The organism is Brasilonema sennae CENA114, assembly GCF_006968745.1.
Classification (GTDB): domain Bacteria; phylum Cyanobacteriota; class Cyanobacteriia; order Cyanobacteriales; family Nostocaceae; genus Brasilonema; species Brasilonema sennae.
The window spans coordinates 6,488,309-6,514,464 of the sequence record NZ_CP030118.1 but is presented as its reverse complement, the minus strand read 5'-3'; the positions used below and the strand labels follow the sequence as shown (position 1 = coordinate 6,514,464).

General features: G+C 42.5%; 26 protein-coding genes. 12 read left to right on the top strand and 14 right to left on the bottom strand.

From position 1 onward, the window contains the following. Positions 1-244: 244 nt before the first annotated feature. Positions 245-733: a DUF2808 domain-containing protein gene (locus tag DP114_RS27090; protein WP_171977593.1), complete on the bottom strand. Its 489-nt coding sequence runs from the start codon at positions 731-733 to the stop codon at positions 245-247. A 38-nt stretch (positions 734-771) separates the two neighbouring features. Continuing rightward, on the bottom strand, positions 772-1,245 hold the full coding sequence (locus DP114_RS27085) for a DUF2808 domain-containing protein (RefSeq protein WP_169263241.1): 474 nt from the start codon (positions 1,243-1,245) through the stop codon (positions 772-774). Between the two features lie 1,210 nt (positions 1,246-2,455). Here DP114_RS27085 and DP114_RS27080 point away from each other — a divergent pair. The 5 genes from DP114_RS27080 (at position 2,456) to DP114_RS35405 (ending at position 6,645) form a co-directional block, all read left to right on the top strand. Further along, on the top strand, positions 2,456-3,898 hold the full coding sequence (locus DP114_RS27080) for an ATPase domain-containing protein (protein ID WP_171977592.1): 1,443 nt from the start codon (positions 2,456-2,458) through the stop codon (positions 3,896-3,898). An 82-nt stretch (positions 3,899-3,980) separates the two neighbouring features. Further along, positions 3,981-4,592: an IS607 family transposase gene (locus DP114_RS27075; protein WP_169263239.1), complete on the top strand. Its 612-nt coding sequence runs from the start codon at positions 3,981-3,983 to the stop codon at positions 4,590-4,592. Positions 4,593-4,624: 32 nt separating this feature from the next. Then, entirely contained in the window at positions 4,625-5,359 is a 735-nt protein-coding gene (locus DP114_RS27070) for a hypothetical protein (protein ID WP_246162825.1), read from the top strand. Positions 5,360-5,546: 187 nt separating this feature from the next. Further along, complete coding sequence (locus DP114_RS35410; RefSeq protein WP_246162823.1) at positions 5,547-5,933, top strand: response regulator; 387 nt, start codon at positions 5,547-5,549, stop codon at positions 5,931-5,933. Positions 5,934-5,988: 55 nt separating this feature from the next. Then, positions 5,989-6,645 (top strand): sensor histidine kinase, encoded by a 657-nt coding sequence (locus DP114_RS35405; protein ID WP_246162821.1) that lies wholly within the window; start codon positions 5,989-5,991, stop codon positions 6,643-6,645. A 212-nt stretch (positions 6,646-6,857) separates the two neighbouring features. Here the strand turns inward: DP114_RS35405 and DP114_RS27060 are convergent, their stop codons facing one another. Together DP114_RS27060 and DP114_RS27055 are read right to left on the bottom strand one after the other, a co-directional pair. Further along, a complete protein-coding gene (locus DP114_RS27060) occupies positions 6,858-8,183 on the bottom strand; it encodes a hypothetical protein (protein ID WP_169263237.1) in 1,326 nt (441 codons plus the stop codon). Positions 8,184-8,212: 29 nt separating this feature from the next. After that, entirely contained in the window at positions 8,213-9,307 is a 1,095-nt protein-coding gene (locus tag DP114_RS27055) for a cysteine synthase family protein (RefSeq protein ID WP_169263291.1), read from the bottom strand. 1,078 nt (positions 9,308-10,385) lie between these two features. Here DP114_RS27055 and nifJ point away from each other — a divergent pair. Beyond that, complete coding sequence (gene nifJ, locus DP114_RS27050; protein ID WP_246162810.1) at positions 10,386-14,294, top strand: pyruvate:ferredoxin (flavodoxin) oxidoreductase; 3,909 nt, start codon at positions 10,386-10,388, stop codon at positions 14,292-14,294. Between the two features lie 195 nt (positions 14,295-14,489). Here nifJ and DP114_RS27040 read toward each other — a convergent pair whose 3' ends face one another. Next, positions 14,490-15,305, bottom strand: coding sequence for a class I SAM-dependent methyltransferase (locus DP114_RS27040; RefSeq protein WP_171977591.1), 816 nt, complete (start codon positions 15,303-15,305; stop codon positions 14,490-14,492). 298 nt (positions 15,306-15,603) lie between these two features. Between DP114_RS27040 and DP114_RS27035 the strand changes: the two genes are divergently transcribed. After that, positions 15,604-16,431, top strand: a complete 828-nt coding sequence (locus DP114_RS27035) for a serine hydrolase domain-containing protein (RefSeq protein WP_171977590.1) — start codon at positions 15,604-15,606, stop codon at positions 16,429-16,431. Here DP114_RS27035 and DP114_RS27030 read toward each other — a convergent pair. The 3 genes from DP114_RS27030 to DP114_RS27020 all read right to left on the bottom strand — a co-directional run bounded on the left by DP114_RS27030 (position 16,402) and on the right by DP114_RS27020 (position 17,907). Continuing rightward, positions 16,402-17,025 (bottom strand): class I SAM-dependent methyltransferase, encoded by a 624-nt coding sequence (locus tag DP114_RS27030; protein WP_246162808.1) that lies wholly within the window; start codon positions 17,023-17,025, stop codon positions 16,402-16,404. The two genes, DP114_RS27035 and DP114_RS27030, sit on opposite strands and share 30 nt — an antisense overlap. A 246-nt stretch (positions 17,026-17,271) precedes the next feature. Next, a complete protein-coding gene (locus DP114_RS27025; protein ID WP_169263234.1) occupies positions 17,272-17,430 on the bottom strand; it encodes a YqaE/Pmp3 family membrane protein in 159 nt (52 codons plus the stop codon). Between the two features lie 105 nt (positions 17,431-17,535). Then, positions 17,536-17,907, bottom strand: coding sequence for a translation initiation factor (locus tag DP114_RS27020; RefSeq protein WP_169263233.1), 372 nt, complete (start codon positions 17,905-17,907; stop codon positions 17,536-17,538). Positions 17,908-17,999: 92 nt separating this feature from the next. Here DP114_RS27020 and DP114_RS27015 point away from each other — a divergent pair, with 92 nt between their 5' ends. The 3 genes from DP114_RS27015 (at position 18,000) to DP114_RS27005 (ending at position 19,702) form a co-directional block, all read left to right on the top strand. After that, positions 18,000-18,143 carry a hypothetical protein gene (locus DP114_RS27015; protein ID WP_169263232.1) on the top strand — a complete coding sequence of 48 codons (144 nt, stop codon included), beginning with the start codon at positions 18,000-18,002 and terminating at the stop codon, positions 18,141-18,143. Between the two features lie 238 nt (positions 18,144-18,381). Beyond that, a complete protein-coding gene (locus tag DP114_RS27010; RefSeq protein ID WP_171977589.1) occupies positions 18,382-18,930 on the top strand; it encodes a CAP domain-containing protein in 549 nt (182 codons plus the stop codon). Between the two features lie 148 nt (positions 18,931-19,078). After that, the gene (locus tag DP114_RS27005; RefSeq protein WP_171977588.1) at positions 19,079-19,702 is read left to right on the top strand and encodes a ribonuclease H-like domain-containing protein; all 624 of its coding nucleotides are present in this window, start codon (positions 19,079-19,081) and stop codon (positions 19,700-19,702) included. Positions 19,703-19,823: 121 nt separating this feature from the next. Here the strand turns inward: DP114_RS27005 and DP114_RS35400 are convergent, their stop codons facing one another. Beyond that, positions 19,824-20,267, bottom strand: coding sequence for a rhodanese-like domain-containing protein (locus DP114_RS35400; protein ID WP_246163423.1), 444 nt, complete (start codon positions 20,265-20,267; stop codon positions 19,824-19,826). A 716-nt stretch (positions 20,268-20,983) separates the two neighbouring features. Between DP114_RS35400 and DP114_RS26995 the strand changes: the two genes are divergently transcribed. Next, complete coding sequence (locus DP114_RS26995) at positions 20,984-21,277, top strand: HEAT repeat domain-containing protein (protein ID WP_171977587.1); 294 nt, start codon at positions 20,984-20,986, stop codon at positions 21,275-21,277. 374 nt (positions 21,278-21,651) lie between these two features. On the opposite strand, the gene DP114_RS26990 is transcribed toward DP114_RS26995, so the two are convergent. The 3 genes from DP114_RS26990 to hpnA all read right to left on the bottom strand — a co-directional run bounded on the left by DP114_RS26990 (position 21,652) and on the right by hpnA (position 24,633). Further along, on the bottom strand, positions 21,652-22,176 hold the full coding sequence (locus DP114_RS26990) for a hypothetical protein (RefSeq protein WP_169263228.1): 525 nt from the start codon (positions 22,174-22,176) through the stop codon (positions 21,652-21,654). 322 nt (positions 22,177-22,498) lie between these two features. Next, entirely contained in the window at positions 22,499-23,521 is a 1,023-nt protein-coding gene (hpnH, locus tag DP114_RS26985) for an adenosyl-hopene transferase HpnH (protein WP_171977586.1), read from the bottom strand. Between the two features lie 122 nt (positions 23,522-23,643). After that, complete coding sequence (hpnA, locus tag DP114_RS26980) at positions 23,644-24,633, bottom strand: hopanoid-associated sugar epimerase (RefSeq protein ID WP_216670040.1); 990 nt, start codon at positions 24,631-24,633, stop codon at positions 23,644-23,646. A 184-nt stretch (positions 24,634-24,817) separates the two neighbouring features. Between hpnA and DP114_RS26975 the strand changes: the two genes are divergently transcribed. After that, the gene (locus DP114_RS26975; RefSeq protein ID WP_171977584.1) at positions 24,818-25,075 is read left to right on the top strand and encodes a hypothetical protein; all 258 of its coding nucleotides are present in this window, start codon (positions 24,818-24,820) and stop codon (positions 25,073-25,075) included. Between the two features lie 7 nt (positions 25,076-25,082). On the opposite strand, the gene DP114_RS26970 is transcribed toward DP114_RS26975, so the two are convergent. Both DP114_RS26970 and DP114_RS26965 read right to left on the bottom strand, forming a co-directional pair. Beyond that, positions 25,083-25,232: a hypothetical protein gene (locus DP114_RS26970; protein ID WP_246162806.1), complete on the bottom strand. Its 150-nt coding sequence runs from the start codon at positions 25,230-25,232 to the stop codon at positions 25,083-25,085. 197 nt (positions 25,233-25,429) lie between these two features. Continuing rightward, positions 25,430-26,104: a thioredoxin family protein gene (locus DP114_RS26965; protein ID WP_171977583.1), complete on the bottom strand. Its 675-nt coding sequence runs from the start codon at positions 26,102-26,104 to the stop codon at positions 25,430-25,432. Positions 26,105-26,156 lie beyond the last annotated feature (52 nt).

Genomic DNA, 26,156 nt, shown 5'->3' with positions numbered 1-26,156 from the left:
AAATATGCAATCAAACTCTAGCTTGACTATAAAAGTTTTTAATGGCTGGGTAAGTAAGTCGGCGTAAAAAATTCAAGGTATGTCATTGCGAGTAGAACGAAGTGAAACGTAAGCGCAAAGCGCACGCCCAGAGGGCGAACGCGCAGCGTGTCCCCTTGGGACTCAGCAATCGCAAGGTTTTTATTCTTCTTTACATTCTGTTACATAGTGAGGTTTATTTGTGCCGACTTACTTAGTAATAGGATTAATAACCCATGCGAAAACTAGCTCCTCCTATAGGAGTTTGCGTACTACTGCCAGCAAATTTAGCGAAGAAGCGGTAAAAATAACTATTTCCTCCTGTTACTCGTTTGACATTCTTAAGGTCAATTTCTAATTGAGTATCAGGAGCAACTGGTTCGGTAAAAGCTAATAGTATAGTTTTGTCATTCACAGAAACATTAGTGTTAATTTTTCGACCATTTTTATCTTCTACAATAATGTCATCAACACTAGTACTCAAAGTTATATTAGTTGGTGCCTGAATACTTATCTGAGAAATCTCCTTACTATTTTTGGGAATATGTACTCGGAAAGTATGTCTAACAACATGCCAGCGCGTAGGAGGAAATTGCACGTTTCCATCAATGTGAGGATCTTGACTATCATCCGCGCTAGCATTTGCATAGTTAACAGGAATTAAGGCTACAGTAGCCAGAGCCGATGCAACAGCATACATGATTATTTTCTTCATTCAACACCTGTTGTGATAATTTCGTGATAATTTATAAATTAAAATGTGGAAAACTGAGCTGTGCCTACGGGAATCTCTGTGTCGTTACCGACGGCTTTAGCCCAAAAGCTGTAAACAGAAGCAGGACCAACAGTTGGTTGTCTGACTTTATTAAATTCAATTAAGAGCTTGGTGTTAGAAATCACTTTTTCCGGAAAATCTATTAAGATTCTTCTACCATTGACAGAAATATTAATGTTAATTTTTTGACCACTATTATCCAACACATCAATATCATTACTAACAGCCACAGAGGATGGAGTATCAATAATTAGCTGGGAAAGAGCATTGTTATTCTCAGGAATGTGTACTCGAAAGGTATGTTTAACAATCCGCCAGCTATTAGGAGGAAAATTGACATCATTAACATTGGAAACCCTGTTGTTATCTGTTTTAGCAGTTGCATAGCCAGCAAAAATTAAAGCTGCGCTAGTCAGAGCAAATGCCGCAGCAGAAATCAGTGTTTTTTTCATCTTGTCTGTCCAATGAATCAATTATTCAATTAGATTGCAGATTCATCCTTTGCACGAACCTTTATTTAACTAGAATGACAGGTCACTATGAAATCAAGATGAAATTTTGCCTTTTTAACAAAAATTCTTCATTCATATTGTGATAAAGAGTCAGGATCACCCCTGCTGGCAACAGTACCTATGCTCATATCTTGCACCAGCTTTTGGATCCGCCAAGAAATTTATTTCTTGGCTTAAAACTCAAGTAAGCTAAAGCTTACTGAATATACATTCCAGTCGGTTAAAACTGAGATCTTGCACCAGGCGACTGCGTAAGCGCAAGCGCACGAATCGAGCGTTCGCGTAAGCGTGTCCCTTTGGGACTTACAAAGTAGCGTACGCGTGCAGGAGATACCCGAAGGGCTTCGGTGCAGGGTACTTTAGTTCAAGGCGTACTCAGGGGAAGGTGCAAGATCTGAGTATGAAGTGATCGGGCGATGCTCCCAAAAGGAGCCGCTGAGTCCTTACGGACATCTTCTGTCCAGACGCTCTTGCAACGCCCAAGCCGCGTCCGGTAGGCATACGCGATTGTGCGGAGCGCAGACGCCCTTGGCGTATCGCACAAGAGACTAAAAACGCATCGATAAGCCAACAAAGGGCTGAAAATTATCAGGTTCTTGGGTGTAGGGTGAAACAGGTTGTACTGGCTTTTGTCAAACAGAGGAATCTCCAGGGCGAACGTATCTTATTTACTAATAAAAACTAAAGAATATCGCAACATCACATAGATAATTGTAAAAATGGACGGGATGAAAAAAATCAAATATTTGCTACAAATGTGAATTAGCTTATCTTCAACTGCCTGACTATTTATTAATAGCAAAAACAAAGTACGGAATACATAATAGTATATTTTTCCATAAAAAATAATAATAAATAAACCTTTCATATCAAAGATGAAACTCAATTTTTGATGTGTTTTTTATTTTGGTATAAATGTACTATAGTGGATACGTTCGCGCTGTCTATGCACGTGATTATGCAAGTGGAGCAGATCAAGCTTTTATTTCCCAAAGTGTTTATTCTGCATCAAAAACGGTATACTTTACATCAAAATAATATAAGCCTGAACTTTTTGACTCCGGATTGGTAGTAAAAACCTATGCAGTTGAAAGAGCACGCTATGCTAAGATTGCGCCCTTATTAACAAGGAAAGGAAGACTGTTCGCAAATGTCCGAGAATCGTTTGTCTTCGGGAATTTCGGGTTTAGACGAAGTTCTCCACGGTGGTTATGTTCCAGGTCGCGCCTACTTAATCCGGGGTGGACCTGGGGCTGGCAAAACAACGCTGGGAATGCATTTCTTAGTAACCGGGGCAGCAAGAGGCGAACAGGTTTTGTTCATTAGCTTGGGAGAATCTGTCACACAACTGAGGCGAACTGCTGTTGGGCTGGGATTTGACTTAGAAAACATTACTTTTCTTGACCTCAGCCCCACAGCGGAATTTTTCGCCGAAGTTCAGACTTACGATATTTTCTCACCGGCTGAGGTAGAACGTGAACCGACAACCCGTCGAATTGTACAGCAGGTAGAAGCCCTCAAGCCGCAGCGCATTTTTATTGATTCGATGACCCAGTTTCGCTACCTTGCGACCGATACGTTTCAGTTTCGTAAGCAAGTGCTGTCGTTTCTGCGATTTTTGGTCGAGCAAGACATCACTGTTCTATTCACCTCAGAAAGCAGTGAAGAAGCACCCGACGATGATTTACAGTTTATGAGTGATGCGGTAATTAATCTAAGCTTCAGCGACAGTGAGCGCACGCTGTGTATTTCTAAATTTCGGGGGAGTGACTTTCAAAACGGCAATCATGCAATTCGCCTAACCAGTACAGGAATGCAGCTGTTCCCGCGATTAATAGCACAAACCTACGGACAAGCTTTTACTACTGAAGTGATCCCCTCTGGGATTCCAGAAATCGACGAGTTGCTGCACGGTGGAATTGAGCGCAGCACCATTACCATTATCAGCGGTCCGAGTGGCGTGGGTAAAACTACGTTGGGACTCCAGTTTATGAAAGAGGCTGCCGGACGGGGGGAACATTCGATCATTTACACTTTCGAGGAAAGAAAGGAAACGCTGCTGCGCCGCGCAGAAGGGATTAACATTGCAGTTAATGCGATGCAGCAGCGCGGGACACTCTCAGTTGTTCAAGTGGAGCCGCTGTATTATACACCCGATGAATTTGCTAACTTGGTGCGTCAGGAAGTAGAGCAAAAACAAACGCGGATTGTCATGATTGATAGTGTGTCCGGCTATCGGCTTTCGGTGCGCGGGGAAGAGTTGACTAGCCATATTCATTCGCTATGCAAGTATTTGCAAAATATGGGTGTTGCTGTGCTGCTGATCAACGAGGTTGAAACGATTACCGGGGAATTCCGAGTTACAGAAATTGGCATTAGCTATCTGGCAGACACGATTATATTTTTGCGTTACTTAGAAATGCAAGGTGAACTGCGGCGGGCGATCGGCGTTTTGAAAAAGCGCATGACCGACTTTGAGAAAACCCTGCGCGAATTTAAAATTAGTCGCTACGGAATCAAAGTCGGCGAGCCACTCACACACCTTCGAGGTGTGTTGACTGGGGTGCCCGAATTGCTTAAGGACAAACCGTGATTCGTAGCTTGTGTCGTTTAGCCGATTGACCTCATCTAAAAATAACGGAGTATATTGTAGTCAACCGTATTCAATCAGAACAATGAAATACCTGACTCCACAGCAAGTGTACGAGCAATTTGGCTATCACCCAAAAACAACCGCAGAGTGGGCAGACTTGGGGAAAATAGAATGTATTAGATCACCCGGAGGTCATCGACGATATCCTGAATCTGCTTTTACCTCGCCAATCTCATCGGACAAACAAAGAGTTCTCTATGCTCGCGTTAGCACCAGAACTCAGTTAGAGGAATTGACTAGCCAAATAGATTACCTTGGTAAAACCTATCCTGGATGCCGCGTTGTTAAAGATGTTGCCAGTGGAATGAACTGGAAACGGAAAAACTTTACCAAGCTGATGACCGAAGTCTCAAACAACGAAATCTCTGAGATAGTCGTAGGGCACAAGGACAGGCTCTGTCGTTTTGGTTTTGAGTTTGTCGAGTGGTTCTGCAATCTTCACGACTGCAAGATCACCGTAATCAATAACGCTAAACTTTCTTCCCACGAGGAATTAATGCAAGACTTTATGTCAATCATGCATTGCTTCAGTTCCAAACTTTACTTCCTTCGCGCTTACAAAAAGAAGATCGAAGAGGAGCAGAATATTTCTGATATTCCGGAGAAAAATCGTAGTCAATGTGAGTCAATATGAGTAGAATCGAAAGATCGTAGTGAGTCGAGACTATGAAACGCAAAGTGAAAAATCAGATAACCGTAACAAGAATAGCCATTGTTGGCACTGCAAAATTAAATAAATGGAAGTCTGAAGAACTTGATACTATTGCGCTTCGACTTGGTAAACTGCGTTGTGATCTATGGAACGAGTTTGGCTCATTGAAAGCTTGGGGAGTTTCCAAGTTTGATATTGACAAACAGCTAAGGGCAAGTAAAGACAAGTACCAGATGCCTACAAAACTTTGGGAAGCAACACTATACGACGTTATCGATGACATCCATCTGGTACAAGCAGCTTGTATAGAGAAAGTCATGAAAGCTTTAGGGCAACGTTATCAGTCATTTCAGTCTAAAAAAGGAGTGCTGCAACTCACTCTAGAGAGTCGAGAATGGATGGTACACCCTGCCCTTTGCACTTTGATCACAAAGTTTTGGTATCGCGGACATACCAAAGTCAGTAATCAGATCATTCTCAAGGCTTTTGATACTCAAATAGATTCTGGCAACGTTGTTTGGCTTAGGTTTGGTGGTTTAAAGAACGGAAAAACTTTAAAAATTCCTACTACTCTCCCCTATACCGTAAAATGCCAACTGCGCTTGATTAAGCGCAACGGTAGGTGGGAAATTCACTACACGACTGATATTGAGAAAGCCAGCAAGAAGACAGAAGGTAAGACTATTGGCTGTGACCGTGGTTACACTGAAGTTTATGCAACATCTCAGAAAGAACTCAGAAGTTTCTAGACGCTCTTGCTCCCACTTGGGACAAAGTGTTTGAAGCGATAACGGGCACGGATAAGCCCAAGACTCTAGAACCTAAAAGAAAACGTACGAGTAAGGTCAATAAGAGAGCGAATTACGAGCAATTAACGCTATTTAACTACGCTTGACTACGTTATTTGCGTATCCCAGTTAGCAAGGTATAACAGCGATGAGTGTAATTTTAATTTTTGTAGAGCAATCTGAGAATCGTCGTCTGCTGGCAGAGTGGCTGGGAATATCTTACAAAGTAGTGGTTCCAGACTCACTGGTGCAGGCAGGAAAAGCCATGCCACTTTTAGATGAGCCATTTGACTTATGCATTCTTGATGGTCCAGCACTGGATCACCTCTGGGAGTGGGTGCAAGCCAGAAAACACAAAGAGCAACCCGTTTTTCTGCCGTTTTTGCTGATTACAATCCGCTCTGATGTCAAACTATTGACACGGCATTTGTGGCAAAGTATTGATGAGCTGATTGCAAAACCAATCGAAAAGCTAGAGTTGCAGGCACGAATTGAAATGCTGCTGCGATCGCGGCGGCTTTCACTACAGGCTTGAGACTGCACTCAAGCAAGAACGCGAACTTAGAGAACAAAAATCGCGCTTTATCTCAATGGTTTCTCATGAATTTCGCAATCCACTAAATACAATTGCTGGTTTCACTCGTTTGCTAGAACAAGACAAACTATCTCAAGAAAAAAGAGCGGACTTTTTTCAACGTATCCAAGCTGCAGTTCGCCGCATGATTGCCCTGCTGGATGATGTTTTGACCTTGAGCAAATCTGAAGCCAATCGCCTAACGTCTCATCCTGTTGGGCTAGCTATTTCGCCTTTGTGCCAGAAGCTAATCGAAGAAATCAAATTCAGCACATCCACTGGTCACACGATTAATTTCAATTGCGAGGATGAATGTGTCACAGTTTATATGAATGAAGCTTTAGTGCGGCACGTTTTGACCAATCTACTGTCTAATGCTATCAAATACTCAGCACCCGACAGCAGCGTTGAACTGAGAGTGCAATGTCAATCGCAAGCTGTGATATTTCAAGTGCAGGATGAGGGGATCGGTATCACTCCAAAAGATCAACAACGACTGTTTGAATCCTTTTATCGTGCTAGTAACGTCGGCAATATTTCTGGAACTGGACTAGGACTGGCGATTGTTAAACAGTTAGTTGAGCGACATGGCGGAACAGTTACGGTAAAAAGCGAAATTAATGTTGGGACAACATTCACCGTAACCCTGCCCATCAGCAGCGAAATGTCTTAATTGGGAATGGAGCGATGGTTGAAGCAGATTTTTCTAAAAAGTAGGTAAATTTGTAGCAATTGCGACTTCTAAAAGTTTTTTAACTAATTCGCGGAAGTCCCCATCTTCAATCGAAAGTAGGATGGGGATTGACAGCGGTACTTCACATAAAATTCATTTGCAGTCAGGAACTTGCAAAAAATAAAATATTACATTTCAAAGAATAATAATCACTATCTATGTTGAAGTGCGAAAAGAAGCACCAAAATTTCACCTATAATTCCCGCAATCATTCCATACGCTGCTGAAGTAGCTCCGCTATGTCCAGCGAAAATGAGACTTCCACATACTATCAAGGTGAAAGATGCGGCAATGATTGTTGCAAGATTAATGAACCAGTTCTTTGCCCAGTGAATAAGAAGTCCTTGGAAAGTATTTTGGAGCGCCAGGAGAAAGGGGAAGCACGAGAGAATTTGTACAACCGGACGTGCTGCTTCCACAAGAGTTGGATTATCTCCGAAAAACTGACGAAGAAGTGAGAATCCTTTGTCCGTAAATCCCAGAAAAAACGGTATTGAGGTAAAACCCAAACCGACAATAATTACAAAGGTAATAAGTGTCCGCTTTGAAGTCTCTTCATACGAAGAAATCACCACTTGTTGAACCATTCGTGTGCCATTCGCAATAGAAAGAACCAATCCCCAAGCAGCGGGCCACACAGCGAGTGCAAGACTTCCATCGAATGATCGAGCAACAAGACTCAAGAGTATCGCCCTCGAACCCCAGAGAAGAAGCATTGTTGAGGCAAGGGGAAGATAGTAAGATGTGACACCTCGAAAGGTTTTAGGAAACTTTGTAGTCTCATGGTGTATGTGCTGGTCAAGAATAGAGGTAATGCCGAGACGCGAACAAAACCATGTGACTAGTACCGCTTCAATGAGTATTGCTCCCATCAAAGTGACACCTGCAAGGAGTGCCCCATCACATTTGAGACTCACTCCCACTGACAGCGCTACAATGACCCAAATAAATCGTGCAACACTTGCCCATCCTACGGGAGCGCTTTTTCGAGCACGGATAAGCAGTCCTTGAAAAAACCGTCGCCAAGCAATCACGAACGGCCAAAGAAACATCAAAAGAAAAGGAGTTCTGCCTCGTGTGGCGATGAAAGTGCTGACTCCAAATACGTCAAGAAGAAGCCAGTTATATAAAGGCTCCCATGTGAGTATAAGAAAGATACCACTTAGACAGAGTCCCGCAAATACCGTAAACTGCCAAAGCGCACGCCGAGACATGGCATAGCTCCCAAGCGCCGTTGAGGCATGAAGAATCATAATAATTGGGCTTTCCAGAAATACAGCAACCGCTTTGACAATTCCTACTCCTGCTAACGTCTCCTGCGGGAATGCAAGGCGACTGAGTGCAGCTGTCTGAAGCGGATCGCCGAGGGTCATAGCCACATCGGACAGGGAAAGTGGAATAAACTGGGTGAGTAGCATCAGAAGCGATCGCTCCTGAAGTGCGTTCTTACCTTCTTCAATGTGGGGTGGGGTGTTCATAATATTTCTCAGCGCTATCCGTGATGGTACTAGAAATACAAGGGACTTAGTGAAGCGATTGCATGATCAAGATGCTCCCCCTCGATAAGCGCAAATCCGTGATGGGAGAGCCAATTGGAATCGTACACTGTCTCCAAATATCGATCCCCTCGGTCTGGATTGATCATAAGAATACGGGCACCAGGACCAAGTTCACGTGCAAGATGCAAGCCACCAGCAACAATTGCCCCAGTTGACGCACCCAGAAGCAATCCCTCGCGACGTGCAAGTGCATGACAGACTGAGTAGGCGATCGCCTCAGGTATCACATACGCACGAGTTAACAGCGAAAGGTCGAGATTCGGTGGAAAGAACGATAAGCCAATACCCGTCATCTTGTATGGTTTTGATGGTGTTCCCATAATGACCGACCCCTCCACATCAACGCCAACAACTTGCAGATGCGGAAAGCGGGGCAGAAGATAGCGAGCAATTCCCATTATTTGTCCAGCAGTACTAATACCGACCACTACGGCATCGAGATCTGAAGAAAAGTAGGCTTCAATCTCACGCGCAGTATAGTGTGAATGTGCCTCCGGATTCAAAGGATTCAAATGCTGACATGGATACCAAGCATGAGGAATAGTTGCTGCAAGCTTCTTTGCTCGTTTCATTCGGGCTTTTTGCATCGAGCCTGATTCGTCTGCCTCGTGAAGAGGTACATCTACAAGTTCAGCACCGTATGCTTGAATCATTCGTCGAAACGGTGAAGCAGTTTTTGCATCGACTACAATAATGACTCGATACCCTCGTGCTGCTCCTACCATAGCAAGACCAACGCCGAAATTGCCCGAACTTGATTCGATAATTGTACCACCAGGCACAAGTAGCCCTTCCTCTTCCGCACGCGTGACGAGGTAAATCGCATTTTTCTCCTTAATTGACCCTCCAGGATTGCAGCTTTCTAGCTTCAAGAAACATTCTGATGTAACACCGACACGGCAGATGTTTCTGAGTTGTACAATAGGCACATTTCCTATTGCCTGGGTAACATCAGCAGCCGCAAATTTTTTCCATGTACTATGATTTTTTTGTTGAGAGTTAACAACATTCTCGAAAGCTGAAGATTTGGCAAGGTGATTCATATTAATTGTGTACAAAAATAATAAACTTGTGAAACTGATCGTGACTGCTGCATCATTAACATTAGAAACCCTGTTTTTATCTGTTTTAGTAGTTGCATAGCCAGCATAAATTAAAGCTGCGCTAGCCAGAGCAAATGCCGCAGCAGAAATCAGTGTTTTTTTCATCTTGTCTGTTCAATGAATCAATTATTCAATTAGATTGCAGATTCATCGTTTGCACGAACCTTTATTTAACTAGAATGACAGACCACTATGAAATCAAGATGAAATTTTGGATCTTTAACAAAACTTATTCATTCATATTGTGATAAATTGTCATGAGCGCCTCTCCTGGCAACAGCACCTGTGAAGTGATCGGGCGACGCTCCCAGAGGAAGGCTTACCTGGCGCGATTGCACAAGAGACTAAAAACGCATCGATAAGCCAACAAAGGACTGAAAATTATCAGATTCTTAGGTGTAGAGTGAAACAAGTTGTACTGGTTTTTGTCAGAGAGAAGAATTTCTGCTTGTAATGATAATTGTGAATTCAATGAAATATTTATTTTATACCCTAATTGTATTATTAATTATACTCCAATTTGCCCTATAAAAGTTCTGATGAAATTCTCGAACCTATACCCCCATAAAAAGACTTAATTTTCTAAAATCCTTAGAGATTCGAGCCTTTTTTGTTTGAGTACATCAGTAATTAACAGAAAAAAACAAAAATGATGTGATGCAATACTAAAAAAGCAAGATTAGTGTTCCTTCAAAAAAAGAGCGAAATGTAGTCAGTCAACGAGATAACTTAGCATGAAAAAATATTGATCTAAAAAATGACTTCACGGGTAGCAACTACACAGTTTATTTTATCTCCAGCAAGTCATAAGTTTTAGGCTCATTACATTTCGATGAAGTGAGCTAAACAGTGTAACAGCTAATTATGTATTTGATACCTGATATCTTGCACCCTCCGGCTTCGGCTGCTCATAATCTGTACTACTAATCGCTCAAGAAGAAAACGAAACTTGCATCACTAGGTAGGAATAGATGACCGCAATTCCAGCAGGCGGCAATCTCAGAGGAGAGGAGAAATCATGAAAAAAACCTTTGCAACAATAGATGGAAATGAGGCTGTTGCCCGTGTTGCTTACCGCCTAAATGAAGTGATTGCCATTTATCCTATCACCCCCTCATCATCAATGGGTGAATGGGCAGATACCTGGTCGAGTGAAGAACGTCCCAATGTATGGGGTACTGTTCCAAGAGTGGTGGCAATGCAGAGTGAAGGTGGGGCAGCGGCTGCGGTGCATGGGGCATTGCAAACAGGTAGTCTCACGACAACCTTCACATCATCCCAGGGATTGCTGTTGATGATTCCCAACCTGTACAAAATAGCAGGTGAACTCACCAGTGCCGTTATTCACGTTGCTGCACGGTCTTTGGCAACCCACGCCCTGTCAATTTTTGGCGATCATAGTGACGTGATGGCTGCGCGTGCGACTGGCTTTGCCTTGTTGTGTTCCGCTTCAGTACAGGAAAGTCAGGACTTTGCTCTGATCGCTCAAGCTGTCACCCTTCAGGCACGAGTGTCATTTATGCACTTCTTTGACGGCTTCCGCACCTCTCATGAAATTCAAAAAGTTCAACTCCTGGAAGACAGCGATCTTCAGGCGCTGATTGATGAGGAACTGGTATTTGCTCATCGCGATCGCGCTTTAACCCCAGATCATCCAGTCTTGCGGGGAACCGCCCAAAACCCCGATGTTTACTTTCAATCCCGCGAAAGCATTAATCCTTATTACAACGTTTGTCCCGACATTGTCCAACAAGCAATGGATAAATTCGGGGAACTCACAGGACGATATTACCGCATCTTTGAATACCACGGTGCCCCTGATGCTGAAGAAGTTATCGTGATCATGGGTTCCGGCTGTGAAACAGTGCATGAAACCGTAGATAACTTCATTGCCCGTGGAAAAAAAGTTGGTGTTGTCAAAGTTAGGCTATTCCGTCCTTTTGACGTCAAACGCTTTGTAGAAGTTTTACCTGCTAGTGTCAAAGCAATAGCAGTCCTAGATCGCACCAAAGAACCTGGTAGTGCAGGTGAACCCCTTTATTTAGATGTTGTCACTGCTATTCACGAGGAGTGGTTAGATAGAGAAAGGGGGAGTGGAAGACTTTCTACTCCGAGAATTATCGGTGGTCGTTACGGTCTTTCTTCCAAAGAATTTACCCCAGCGATGGTGCAGGCAGTTTTTGAAAGCTTGACTCAGGCAAAACCAAAAAATCACTTTACCATCGGTATTAACGACGACGTTAGTCACACGTCTTTACCATTTGACGCCGACTTTTCTATTGAACCAGATAACGTCGTGCGAGCAATGTTCTACGGATTGGGTTCCGATGGTACAGTCGGCGCAAACAAAAACTCAATCAAGATTATTGGTGAACAAACTGATAACTACGCTCAAGGTTACTTTGTTTACGATTCCAAAAAATCTGGTTCAATGACCGTGTCGCACCTGCGTTTTGGTCCACAACCAATTCGCTCAACTTACCTGATTGACAAAGCCAACTTTATTGGTTGTCATCAGTGGACTTTTTTAGAACGCATTGATGTCCTAAAAGCCGCTGTTGTTGGAGGAACATTCCTGCTGAACAGTCCTTATGATGCTGATACTGTTTGGGAACATCTTCCAGTGGAAGTACAACAGCAAATTACTCGCAAGCAACTGAAGTTCTATATCATTGATGCGAATCAGGTTGCTCGCGAAAGTGGGATGGGAGGACGGATTAACACAATCATGCAGGTATGCTTTTTTGCCTTAGCAGGCGTCTTACCACAAGAAGAAGCGATCGCCAAAATCAAGCAAGCCATTGAAAAAACTTACGGAAAGAAAGGCGCGGAAGTCGTCCGCATGAACTTAGAAGCTGTAGACAGAACTTTGGAAAATTTGCATAAAGTCGAAGTAGAGATCAAACAGATGACTTCCTCATCATCCCCATCTCCGTCATCACCCCCACCCCCCCCACCTCCCCCATCACCCCCATCTCCTCCATCTCCCTATCCCTCACTCCCCGTTAGTCCACCAGAATTTATGCGAGAAGTTCTCGGCAAAATCATGGCATGGCAGGGAGATGAATTGCCCGTGAGTGCGTTCCCTGTAGATGGAACTTTTCCCACAGGGACCGCAAAATGGGAAAAACGCAATGTAGCAGAAGAAATTCCTGTTTGGGACCCTGATGTCTGCGTACAGTGCAGCAAGTGTGTCATCGTTTGTCCTCATGGTGTGATTCGGGGTAAGGCTTATGAAGCGGGTGAATTAACTAACGCCCCAACAACTTTTAAATCAATCAGCGCTAGAGATAAGGATTTTGCGGGACAGAAGTTTACGATTCAAGTTGCCCCAGAAGACTGTACAGGATGTGCTATCTGTGTAGATGTTTGCCCTGCCAAAAATAAATCTTTGCCAGAACGCAAAGCAATTTATATGGAAGCGCAGTTACCTTTGCGGGAACAAGAACGTGAAAACTGGAATTTCTTCTTAAGTCTGCCAAATCCTGACCGTCGGCAACTGAAATTACATCAGGTTCGCCAACAACAACTGCAAGAACCATTGTTTGAATTTTCTGGTGCTTGTGGTGGTTGTGGCGAGACGCCTTACCTAAAATTGCTGACACAATTGTTTGGCGATCGCGCAGTTATTGCCAACGCCACAGGTTGTTCTTCAATCTACGGTGGAAACCTACCGACAACTCCTTGGACAACGAACGCCGAAGGAAAAGGTCCTGCATGGTCTAATAGTTTGTTTGAAGACAACGCTGAATTTGGCTTTGGTTTCCGCCTCTCCCTAGATAAGCACGCCGAATTTGCCACTGAACTTCTGCAAAAATTGAGCGATGAAATAGGAGATGATAACCTCGTTCAATCTATCCTTAACCAAGAGCAAAAAACCGAAGCAGATATCTACGAACAACGCGAACACGTTAAGTTGCTAAAACAAAAGTTAGATCAGCTGCTGGAGAGTGAACAAAACGCAAAGACGCAGGAACACCAGAACGCAGAGAGTTTTGCGATCGAAAGTTTAAAATCTCAAATTATAACCGCAGACGCACGCGGATACACACAGACAGAACAGACAAATGTCAACCTCCAAAAGCGTCCATCGGCGGTTCAAAATCTTAGACCTCAAATTATAACCGCAGATATAAACGGACACACGCAGATGAAACAGACAAATGTCCGCGTTCATCAGCACGGCAGGTGCTTCAAGTCGGGAAACGCGCCCAACGCACTGCCTCGTCCATCAGCGGTTCAAAATCTTAAGTCAATAGCTGATTACCTTGTTAGGAAAAGTGTTTGGATCGTCGGCGGTGACGGTTGGGCATATGACATCGACTTTGGTGGAATCGACCATGTAATTGCAAGTGGTCGCAATGTCAACATCTTGGTCATGGATACCGAAGTTTATTCTAACACGGGTGGTCAGTCTTCCAAAGCAACTCCACGAGCAGCAGTTGCTAAGTTTGCCTCGAGTGGCAAGCCAGCAGGTAAGAAGGACTTGGGACTAATTGCCATGACATACGGTCATGTTTACGTAGCAAGTGTAGCGCTTGGTGCACGAGATGAACATACTCTCAAGGCATTTCTGGAAGCAGAAGCTTATGACGGACCATCACTGATTATTGCCTATAGCCACTGCATTGCTCATGGTATCAACATGACTACAGCAATGAATCATCAGAAAGCTTTGGTAGAAGCAGGTCGTTGGTTGCTGTATCGATATAATCCTGACTTACGCAAAGAGGGTAAGAATCCTTTGCAATTGGATATGCGTCAGCCCAAGCAATCAGTAGATCAGTCGATGTACCAAGAGAATCGCTTCAAAATGCTCACTAAGAGTAAACCTGCCCTTGCCAAGCGCCTGTTGGAAGAAGCGCAAGCCGAGGTAGATGCACGCTGGCAGATGTACGAGTATTTGGCAAATCGCAAACTACCTTAACAGCTTTGGATTCATTACTGTAATTCCTGCCCTTACCTCACCCATATCCTCTGTGCAACATCCAAGAGGGTAGGGGTAAGGTTCGTGAAATTCTTCATTTTTTGTAAGCGATTCGGAATTATTTCTCCTTGTGCTTCCTCTGCGCCTCTGCGCTTCTACAGTTTTTTAATCATTCAGATGCTACCGGATTTGATATCATCTGTCTTTTCGGGCAATCTGAACCGCACAGAGATATGAGAGTTGAATATTCTCTCCAAAGTCCTCCAATTTTTCCCTCAACCTTTTAAATAGCAAATCCTTTGTCTGCGGATCAAGCGATCGCAGAGTACTTAGAAGATTAAGAAAATTATCGATACTATATGTAACTTCACACGCTATCTGCTCAGACACCAAATCTCTAAAATAACCTGAGTTCAGAATGTTTTGTCCAAAACTTCTCAAAATATCCGCTTGAGTTTCTGCACCTTCATAATGCGCAAGTGAAGGAGCATACGCTTGATAAACCTCCTCAATGGCTTGGTACACTTCGTATCGAGGTTCGGGTGTCATGTTCCATAACAAGATCAGACTACCGTTGTCTTGTAATGCCTCAGCCGCTTTGGAATATCCAATCTCTGGCGGTATCCAGTGAAAAGCATTGGCTGACAAAACAGCGTTGAACTTCTTAGCTTCCAATTCCCACTCTTCAAATGAAGTATTGCAAATCTCAACTTTTGAATATGGCGCACAATTGCGTTGTGCTAAATAATAGAAATCTTGGTTTGGCTCAAGACAAATCATACAAAAACCCAATTGAGCAAAACAGACTGTTGCGTTCCCCGGGCCACAGCCGACTTCAAGAATCGTTGCATCTGAAGAAAGTTGAGCTAGAGTCACAGCACGATTAATCAGTTTTTGAGAATAAGGTGCTCTTGCTTTATAGTAGACATCAGCGACAGGAGAATACCAAGTTTTTCTCTGTTCCAAGTTCATGGAATAACGAGGGTTTCTTTGTTGTTTAGGGTCTTGCATGAGTTATTCCTACTTACCGATAACTGAAGCAGCACAACAACTTCAGACTGACTTCGTTTATTTTACATACGTAATCTATCCTTGACTGGTTAAGGTCAGAAACAAAGTTATATTTTGAGAATTTTTTGTCCTGTACTGATGAGAATGTCATGAAAATTTTATTGTACAAATGTATCCACTATGACACTTGTAGTCAGTGAAACTAAGAGTGTGTATTCCCTTTAAACTTATCTGCTTGACAATTCTGTCTATCCTAGTTTTTCTTTTTTCTGGACTTCCCTGCTTTGCCCAGGAAAGCTTGACCAAACTAAACAACCCTGCACCTGTATCTATTTCGCAGCAAGGTCCAACTGAACCTAAAGAGTTAGAAGCCTTTACTGATAAATTCTTCCTCCAATTGAAAGATGGGAATATTCCTGGTGCAGTGTTTGTTCTAGTCAAAGATGGCAAAATCTTCTTCTCTAAAGGCTATGGCTATGCCAATCTAGAGCAGAAAACACCTGTGATTCCAGACAAAACTCTATTCCGTCTTGGATCTGTTTCCAAAGTGTTCACAGCCACAGCCGTAATGCAACTAGCTGAACAAGGCAAACTCAACTTAAACGAGGATATTGACCACTATCTCAAGCAATTTCACACTCAGAACAATCAGTTTAAACCTATTACCTCTGCCCATCTGTTGACTCACACAGATGGGTTTAATGTAGGATGGTCGATTGGGGCTGCGACTCGCTGTCAGTCTCAACTGCCATCCTTAGAGGAATTTTTGAGTAAAAACCTGCCCAAGCGAGTTCGACAACCGGGCGAACTGTATGTCTACGGCGATGTAGGGATAGCATTAGCAGGCTACTTGGTAGAAGTGCTGTCTAAAGTTTCATTCACCGAATACATCAACCAAAATATCCTCAAGCCATTAGATATGGGCCACAGCAGTTTTCAGCAGCCCTTACCAACTGCACTTGCACCTGATTTAGCCGTGGGCTATAGCTACAGAAAGAATGCATATATACAAAGCCCCTTCACGTGTGCCAAGAGTGTTCCCAGCGCTGGTATGAGTGCCACAGCCACAGACGTTGCTCACTTTATGATTGCTCAATTACAGGGGGGGCGTTATGGCAATGGATGAAGCTACGTAATCACTTATTCCATCTTCCCAAGTCAGATGCTTTCCTTCGCTGAAGTAAGAAAACTTGTGACTCCAATCCACATCAAACATCATAGCTACAGGATGGAAATCGACCAAAACAAAGCGTCCACCTGATTTGAGAACGTCTGCAATTCCTTTTGCCCAAAGGTTCAGATTAGATATCCAACAAACTGCACCATAAGACGAGAAGACAATATCAAATTGCTCGCCTCGCCTTGCTGTTTCTTGCAACCAATCAAATACATCTGCGCGATGAAAGGTAGCTGGAATTCCAGATTCTTCTGAGAGTTTTTGAGCAAAGGTAATTGCTTCGTCACTTATATCTACACCAGTCACAAAAGCACCAAGTCGCGCCAAACTCAAGGTATCTTGTCCTGCGTTGCACTGAAGATGAACCAAGGATAAGCCGGTAATATCTCCTAAAAGTTCTTTCTCTTCTCGAAAAAGGGTGCTTCCCCCCTCCCGAAAAAACTTAGCTTGATCGCCTTTATGGCTATTATGTGCCTTGGTAGCTTCATTCCAAGATAAACGGTTCTCTTCGTGAAGGTCTTTTCTTGGAGAGCTTGCTGTCATTGTTTTGCACCCACTTTATAGGTTAAATTTATCGAAACTGGGCGAATACCTTTTATGAAAAGACCCTTTGATGAATTTTCGCAGCGTTTACTAAAAAGACTTTTTCCTAACAACAAAACAAAAACAATATGGGTGAGCAATGCCCACCCTAAACAATCAAACCTAAATGTTCACTTCCAAAATTTTTTGGCTTATTTATCTAGTTTTCTTTGTTCTTTTTTTTTTCTCACTTTGTTAAGTTTATTTTTATTTTCTAGCAATTACCCACACAGCGTGAATAATTCCAGGAATATAACCAAAAAGTGTCAAAAGTATATTAATCCAGAAGTCTGTACCCAAACCCACTTGCAAAAATACTCCTAAAGGCGGAACAAAAATAGCACACAGTAACCTAACTAAATCCATTGTTTCCTCCTATTAATATCAAAACGAGCAGGATTTTTATATTTTTCCAACATAACATTTCTGTACTAAAACAACATATTTCTGAAGTTCGATAAACACAACAGATTAACCACCGCTAATTTTAGCTTTATAACCTAGCTTGGTTACAATCTCTAGTATTTTCTGCTTATGGTCGCCTTGAATTTCTATTTCGTTGTCTTTAACTGTACCACCTGTACCGCATTGAGCTTTCAATTGCTTCAGTAAGGCTTGTAAGGTTTCTGGTTTGGATTGAAAGCCAGTAATGACAGTGACAGTCTTGCCTTTGCGTCCGGCGCGAGTAGCTTGCACGCGCAGATTTTGCTGTTGAGGGGGTAGTTCCTCGATTGGTCTTTCTAGGGCAGCAGACATTGGTCTTTGTAGGGCGGCGGAGTTATCGTTGCCAAATTCCCGGTAGACAAGACGGTTTTCAGAGGATTTGCGATTTGATGATGACATAAGACTAAATTGAATGAACCGCACACAACCAAGAGACAAAGAGGAAAAAGAGTTTATATAATGATGGTCGTTCTGTTATTTTAGCTTGTCCTGTGACTACGATTCCCCTACCCTGTGGCTTGAAATCAACAACTCAACTTCCTGATATACAAGGACGTTTTAACGCTCAGTATGTCTTTAAAACCCTCACGAGTGCTGTTGCTGGATTAGAAACAGCGATTAGGGCGATACCGTAGAATGTGGTTTGATGTATGCTGTCACAGTCTCGATGGCTATGCAAAGAAATACGGTAACTTCTGTATCATTTTTATAAAAACTTAGCTCTCTTATGATTGTTATGAAAGACTCTTGACGCTTCTAGTTATGATATGCCATCATTTCCTAACTTCCTGAATACAAACAAGTATACGGGTATATGAAGAAACAAAAAAATAAGTTCTGCGTCTTACAACTTTACATACTACATAATTCTCCATGTTACGACAAACTGCTTTTGGCATTGCTTTAAGTACGCTTGTCCTTGCTAGTGGAATGTCTTCCGCTTACATACGAGGTCAAACCTTACCAAAGAAATCAGACCAGAAGCAGGTATTGTCAATGTCCTCACCTCGATTGACGCCACCTGTAACTGCTAAATCGACTGATTTAGAAAGGTCAGTTTTTGACCAAATTAATCGATATCGAGCTTCTAAGGGTTTGCCGAAGCTGGTGCTAAATGCCAAAATATCGCGGCAAGCAAGACTTCACAGTTTAAGCATGGCTAACGGTAAAGTTCCGTTTAGTCATCAGGGATTTAGAAGGAGGGTTGGTGCTATTCCTATTCGCTGTAGAAGTGCAGGAGAAAACCTTGCCTTTAACTTAGGATACAGCGATCCCGCTGAGGAAGCTGTAACTGGTTGGCTTCACAGTTCCGGACATCTTGCTAACATCAAAGGTAATTACAATATGACTGGAATTGGTGTGGCGACTAATAGCCAAGGTAAAGTTTATCTTACGCAAATTTTCCTTCGTAGTACTAGATAATGATAAAAATCTGTTCATAGTGAGTGTTTAAGCGCTCACTATTCAAAATGGTCAAAGTTCTATAACCTGGAATAGGAGGAGGTTAGAAGCTCCTCAAGAAGCCATGAATATAGATAATATAGGTATTTAACCAAACGAAATCTCATTCATGGAAGATTTTCAGGTTTGCGATCGCGACCTTAGTGATGATGCACTCTCCCACTATCTACAGGCTGATGTTATTGCTGTAGATACCGAAACAATGGGATTGTTACCACAACGCGATCGCCTGTGTCTGGTTCAGCTGTGCAACAGTGAAGGTAAAGTGAGTGCAATTCGTATTGCAAAAGGTCAAACTGATGCTCCCAACTTAAAAAAACTCTTAGAAGCCGCGAATATCCTTAAGGTCTTTCACTTTGCGCGCTTTGACATTGCCACGCTGCGTTACAATTTGGGCATTCACGTTAATCCTGTTTTCTGTACTAAGATTGCCAGTAAGTTAGCTCGTACCTACACACAACGTCATGGACTCAAGGATGTAGTGCAAGAGTTGGAACGGGTGGAGTTGGATAAAAGCGCTCAAAGTTCTGACTGGGGAAACGCTGCTAATTTATCTGATGCACAACTGAGTTACGCCGCCAACGATGTACGTTACCTAGTCAGTGTACAGCAGAAACTCGTTGATATGCTCAAACGAGAAGAACGCTTAGAACTTGCTGAAGAATGCTTTCGATGTTTACCGACAATAGTTTCTTTGGATTTGTTGCAATTCAAGGATTTGTTTGAACATTAATCACATTTGTGCCTTGTCTGCGCCAGTACTGCTTTAAAGGTAACGCTGGCGCAAACAAGTGACTTTACCGTTAGGTCAAAAGTCAATAACGAAGGACAAACATACTAATGAGTAAACATCTTTATTGCTGTTTTTCTGCGTGATCTTTCAAACGATCAACAACATTGTAGTCATCTGCACCAGCCGGAGTTTGTGATTCTACAATACCCTCTGTAGGACCGCCAATTTCCTTCCAAGCCGCCAGACCACCTTTGAGTTGGGAGACGTGTTCAAAGCCTGCACTTTTCAATGATTGTGCAGCTTGAGAAGCTTGTTCATCGCTATCACCGTAAACATAGATATCACGGGCTTTATCCAAAGATGATTTGGCTCGATCTACCAATGTATCAACTGGAAAAGGCATTGCGCCCATGATGTGACCTTGGTTGTAGGTATTGCGATCGCGCACGTCTAGAATTGTCAAAGCAGGTTCACCCCATTCCAGACGAGACTTAAGGACATGAGCATCAGACACTGGCTCAATTGGTGGCTGTTCTGGAATGATATCGCCCAGTAGATTATCCACAGCATTTTTCGCTGATTCAACAGTGTTCTTCGCTGCTGATTCAACATTATCCTTAGCTGATTGTGCGGTTTGCTTGACTGATTCTGTAGTGTCCTTGGCTGCTGATTGCGCAGTTTCTTTCGCTGATTGTGCAGTATTTTTTACAGATTCTGCAGTATCCTTGGCTGCTGATTGCGCGGTTTCTTTCGCTGATTGTGCAGTTTCCTTTGCTGATTCGGCAGTGTTCTTTGCTGATTCTTCAGTGTTTTTTGACGAGTCCATACTATTCCTCTCCTGCGTGACTTAGATAAAACGCCTTGCAAAAATTTCAAGGCAACATAGATCAATATACGCCCTTGCCTAGCGCGTTTTTACATTAGATTCGCGCCATACTTTTGCAAAAATTTATTCTATTGACAAAAATGTACCGAATAACACTACTTGAATTGCTCTTTCTTGAGAGTGAAGTTCTACATTTCCGTCTAACGGTAGACTGGCTTAAAAAACTTGCTTACTAAAAATAAGTTTTATTAATTTTTATGTTATTGCTCTAGCCAACTCTATTAGGACGTAGGGAACGCTTAACAGTGAAGAAATACTTAACTCGTCAAGAAGTTTGAAAGTCTCGTAATCTCCATATTTTTTCATGAGTTCATGTGCTAATCTACCTGGCAACGGCTATATTATCTTTTGCTTCCAGAATATCCTAAATAAAAATACGTAAAAAAACGATATAAATGTCTGAAACAATCATAACAATCCTTGGTGCTGATGGGAAAGAAATTTATATCCAATACGACGAGCAAGACAGTGATGAACTTCAAGCAGTGGAAACTTTAATTGCTGCCCTCAATGACTCACACTCGGACGTGAGAAAGAAGGCGGCAGAAGCTTTGGGTGAGATTAGCAATCCAGAAATTTTGCCAAAGCTGATCCAATTCCCTGAAATAAACATTTATGATCCTGACATATTTGTCTTCGCAACGACATTGGCGGTTCGATTCAGCAAGCAACCACTACTTAGGAAGTAGATTTCTCCAAAAATGATTTTTAGTGCAAGCGTGGGGTATTGGTTTAATAGCCATTTTTGGAGAGGTCTAGTGGGGAAAGCCTTTGATTCCCGTCTATCCTGTGGGAGTAATCGCTGCAAAAGTAGCCATACACAGACAAGCACTTACAAATAAGAATTTTGGCTATAAAAACTGTCTAGCGTCTCATTTCCATGAGACAAGCTTTGGCGATGCATTTGTTAGTCCATTTTAATGGACTTAGGCTGTTAGCCTGGGACTTACAGTCCTAGGCGGACGAGAACACTAAGATTGACGTGTTTAACTAAAATTAAATTAAAAGGTGGTTGTTGGAACCACCATGAAAAGTCAAAATATTCTCATCAAATCACTATCAACTAAGCAGCAGTTAGAACAAAGTCAACTTCGCTTGTTCCACCAGTTTCTGACTTCCCAGATGTCAGTTTCTGATTATTTACTTCCACTGCAAAAGGTGTGCCTTGAAGGTTGATATTGTAATCAGTTTTTTGATTTGTATATCCAACACTGGCAATCATTTTACGACCTTGATCTGTATACATGAAAGCCAACATTTGATTTTTTTTCTGCTGATTGTCGTATGCCCAAATCACCATATATTGTTTGCCTTGATAATCAAATACCTTAGGCGGACGGTTGGGGACATAACGACCAGGATTACCAAAGCTTCTATCAAGGAACTCTTGAACAGAGTTTTGTTCTACAGTTGCATAAGCAACTTCTTTTGAAGATGTTGGTTCAGCATCTGGTTGGTTTTCATCAACGACTTCTTCTTGTCCCCGGTTACGAAAATAATCTACTGCTGCTTTAGTTCCAATTGCACCAACAGCAGCAACACCTGCACCAACCAAAACATTGCGAAGGAGGTTATTTTTATTACTCATTTTTTCTCCTAGTGGATAGAAAACACCGTGGTCAATAGTATCATCACCAGTTGTTTGCGTTAAATATATAAAATGTATTGATTTTTTAACTTTTGTGATGTTGGACTTTAACCGAAATCCACAAATGACCACTACGCCAGAAAACAGCGTGTCCAAAAGAAGGAACGCAAATTCCAACAGAGTAATCATTTGTGGTGGCTGATGGGAAATGTATTCTCAGACTAGTACTTCACCAAAGCAACTTTAACGGGTTGATGAGGTGAAAAAATTCTTAGTCTCCCCCCTGCTTGCCTTAACCTGGCAATTTTGGGTTGATCCAGCACTAGTTCCCCATACCCAAAAGCGCCTTAACCGATCGCCCGATATTTGTTGGCTGCATCGCATCCATTGCAGCGGTGGGTTCATAACCGCAATGTACCATGCAATCTGCACACTTGGGATTTTTACTAGCCTGACCGTATTGACTCCAGTCGGTTTTATCTAATAGTTCTTGGAAAGTTTTGTAGTGACCTTCATTTAGAAGATAACAAGGCTTTTGCCAACCAAGAACACTATAGCTGGGACTACCCCAAGGAGTACAATCGTAGTCTTTCTCACCAATGAGAAAATCTAAAAACAATGGGCTATTAATAAAATCCCAGTTTTTCTTGCCTGCTTTGTAGGGAGCAAAAATTTGCCGGAAAAGTGCCCGTGTTTGTTCGCGTTTGAGAAAATGATCTTGATCCGGTGCCCATTCGTAACTATAGCCAGGGGAGATCGTCATCCCATCAACACCCAAGGTGGTGAGCAAATCAAACAAGTCCTGCAATTCTTTGGGATCACTACCGTCAAAAACCGTAGTGTTTGTCCCGACACGAAATCCTTTTGCTTTTGCCGCACGAATCGCGCTAATTGCAGTATCAAAGACACCTTTGCGATCGACACAATGATCGTGCCACTCCTTCGTCCCGTCTAAATGCACACTGAAGGTCAGATATGGGGAAGGTTTAAACTTGTGCAGACTTTTTTCTAGCAACAAGCCATTTGTACATAAGACAATAAACTTTTTGCGTGCAATCAAACCTTCGACAATCTGATCAATTTGAGGATGCAGCAGGGGTTCGCCTCCAGGAATGGAGACAACTGGTGCGCCACACTCATCCACTGCAGCAAAGCATTGTTCGGGAGTTAAGTGTTGCTTGAGTATTTCTTTAGGATGCTGGATTTTGCCACAACCTGGACAAGCCAAATTACACCGGAATAAAGGTTCCAACATCAGAACCAGAGGGAACCGTTTGCGACCCAACACACGTTGAGTCACTATGTACTTACCTATTTCAATAGCTTGTTGTAAATGAATTCCCATAATTGTCCTCTACACCACTATCAAATAAACTCTAGCCAGCAGCAGTCTGCATTGAACCCATGAGCAAAATGCCCGATGACAATTTTGCATCGTTATGATAATAATCCCAAAAGTCTCTAATTTTATGCTACCTCAACGTATTTCTCTGCTACAAACCAATTTACGGCGTCTTGTAAAGCTGTTTTGATTGACGTTTGAGGTAAACCTAGTTCTCGGACTGCTTTGGAAGCATCGTAATACATAGGTTGATGCGCCATGCGAACACCATCTAAAGGAATCGAAGGCGGTTTGCCTAAAGGCGCGAGAATTCGTTCATCAATCCAAGCTAAACTCAAGGGTAGCCACGCTGGGACAGATTTTTGAGGAGCGCTCAAACCTGTTATTTCGGCAAGTTGGTCTAGTAGTTCTTTTAGGGTAAGGTTTTGGTTCCCTAAGATATAACGCTCTCCCGTTTTTCCTTTTTCCAAAGCTAATAGGTGTCCCCTCGCCACATCGCCCACATCGATAAAATTCAAACCCGTATTCAAATAGAAAGGCATTTGCCTTCGCAGAAATCGGAGAATGATATCCCCAGTGGGAGTTGGTTTTATATCCCAAGGACCAATTGGAGTGCTTGGATTGACTATCACGATATCTTGACCCTGTTTTACGGCTTGTTTTGCTTCCTGCTCAGCTAGATACTTAGACTTCTTATACTGACCAATTAGTTCCTCAAGAGGACTTTGATGAGTTTCATCCACTACCTTCCCTAGTTCATGAACCCCAATAGCAGCAACCGAACTGGTGTAAACGGTGCGTTCAACACCTGCTTGACGAGCAGCCGCCAACACATTGCGTGTTCCCAAAACGTTATTCTGGTATAGTACATCTTGGTCAGCTTGCCAAAGGGAATAGTGAGCCGCAACGTGAAAAAGTACCTGAGCACCCTGTATTTTCCGGTACAAATCAGGATCGTTCAAGTCACCTTTGACAACCTCTACATCTAAATTCTGTAAATTGTTCAAGGAGCTGTTAGGACGAACTAAAGCCCGGACTGCATAGCCTTCTTGAAGCAGCAAGCGTGCCAAGTTAGCACCAACAAAACCAGTAGTACCAGTCACAAACGCGCGAATTGTCATTGGTCGTTTACCTTGCTATCAGGTTGTTAAATAAAATACCCAGGATAGAAAAAATATAAATCATTATAGAAAAACATTGCTGAAGAATGAAAGATTTTCTTCGTTTTTTTTGGGGATAGCTTTGTGAAAGTTTTTAGAATAGAAATAGAAATTTATAATAACAATTAGGAATAGTCTAATGCCCAAATGCCTTTTTAATAAAATAATTGTACCTGGCTTACTTTTTTCCTTGCTGATCATGACAACCGCTTGCGCCAAGGATGAAAGTTATAGTGACTCCAACTCTTCAGAAGTTAATCAAACAACAGAAATTCGGAATGGTGAAGTGAAAATGAATTGTTCCTCCAGTTCACCAGATAATGAGGTGACTACAACAGCGACTGTTAATGGCAGAGAGTACAAGTGTGAAAATGGACGGGCGGTTAGGGTGAGATAACTTATGGCTACTTTATTTGTGTGATAATTTGCCTGACAACAGCAAGAAAACGTTCCATGTCAGCATGGGCGATCGCTCCCATTGTCGAGACTCTAAAGATTGATTTGGCTAAAGTTCCTTGCCCAGCATAAATCACAAAGCCCTGTCGTGGTTTCATGATGGGCGACGGCGAGGTGAGTGATGTCGTTGTTTTTATCTAGAAGTGTTAAGTAGCTCAACATAAAAAAACGTAACATCTAGAAACCCTTCGGCTACGCTCAGGGTTTCTGACACCACGCATTTTATGTTTAATTTGGTGGTTCTACTTACCAAATCCTTGATATTGATTTCGTCACCCCAAGGATAATGCAGGTATTAACTACCATATTTTACAGAGCAACCGTAAGGCTGAGTGGTGGAATCAGCTACGTTCTGTCCTTTGAGTACACTGTCTACAGCAGGAATGACATAGTTTTTCGCCGATTTGATATCAGCAGCATTCGTGCTAGGCTTGTCGTCAATAGCACCTGCATACTTTAAGACACCGCTACTATCAATAACAAATATATGAGGTGTAGTGCGGGCTTGATAAAGACGACCAATTTCACCACTAGCATCTAAAAGTACAGCGGTAGGGCTAGCATTGCGGCTCTTTGTCAATTGATTTGCTTCTTGGGGGGTAACATATCCTTGTTGTCCTTGAGCTGACGAGATGACAGATAACCAAACTACACCTTTACCAGTAGTTTCTTTTTGCAATTTTTGCATATTGTTGCTGTTGTAATGCTTTAGGACAAAAGGACATTGATGATTTGTCCATTCCAACACCACAACTTTACCCTTAAAGTCGCTAAGTCTGTGACTTTTGCCATTGCTATCAGTAGCAGTAAAATCTGGTGCAGGTGAACCAACGCGCACGGGAGTAGCAGCTTCAGCCGCATTGCTTGCAACATTAGGAGTATTCTGGCTCACTGTAGAGGGATTTTGGCAAGCAGTCAGCGCTAGGCTAAAAGCAGAGTAAAGTGCAATTGCAATAAGTTGATTTTTCATGGTTTTTCTGAGTTCAATTGTGAATTGTTAATAGCTAATAGCTAATTACTAT